Source organism: Halobacillus sp. BBL2006 (genome assembly GCF_000786645.1).
Classification (GTDB): Bacteria; Bacillota; Bacilli; order Bacillales; family Halobacillaceae; genus Halobacillus.
Genome location: NZ_JRNX01000867.1, coordinates 1 through 800 on the forward strand (window position 1 = coordinate 1; position 800 = coordinate 800).

Sequence of the window (800 nt, forward strand, 5' to 3'; positions counted from 1 at the left end):
TGTTCTTTTTTGTTTTGCTTCATTTCAACTGCATGTGCTGGCTTGTGAGAATTATCTTTAGCAGCTTCTGTAACTGTGCCTCCTGCAAATAATCCAACGGAAAGAACACCTGCTGTTACGATTGTTTTAATAACTGTAGATTTGTTTCCTTTTAAGAAATTCATTTTAAATTCGCTCCTTTATTTCATGTAGAATTTTTAGATAGATTCTTATGAGAATAAAGAAGCGGCTTTTGGCGGCTGCCCTGGTGGAGCATTCATCCACTGGTTCCGCATCATATCATTGCGTGTAACCAAGATGTTGTGATGTAAATCAGATACCGATGAATAATCGGTAACGTCGCCGATAACCCACTGGGTTTTCCCGTCCGTTAATGGTCGATCCTTTCCACTCTTCACTTGTAATGTTTGTGATGAGTAAGATAGGATTCCATTATCATGGACTGGGGATTGATCCTGTTCTTCATCAGGCTCTGGAAGCCTGTTAAGGAATTTTTCAAATGAATCATCCTCATCCGACTGATCGGATTGAGGCTTTTCTTTTACTTTTCCATCGTGAAGAAGTTCAGGTTCATCATTGACTGATTTACGATTCACAACTTGAGATGAATGACTCGATGAATGTTCTTCTTTCTTGTTATGTAGGACTTTCTCTGTGCCTGTTTCAGACGGCTGTTGTTGGTCGTTCTTCTCTTTTTGCTTCGTCTCGCTTTTCTCAGGATGAGGCTTTTTCGATCGTTCAGATTTAGAGTGCTCCGGACTTTTACCGCCAGTATGGTCAGGCTTTTGTTTATTTTTCTT

At 40.0% G+C, this 800-nt stretch carries 1 protein-coding gene; it reads right to left on the reverse strand.

Annotation, left to right across the window (positions count from 1 at the left end; genetic code table 11):
• Positions 1-209: 209 nt before the first annotated feature.
• On the reverse strand, positions 210-800 hold a 591-nt coding region (locus LD39_RS23325), incomplete at its 5' end, for a hypothetical protein (protein WP_035553129.1).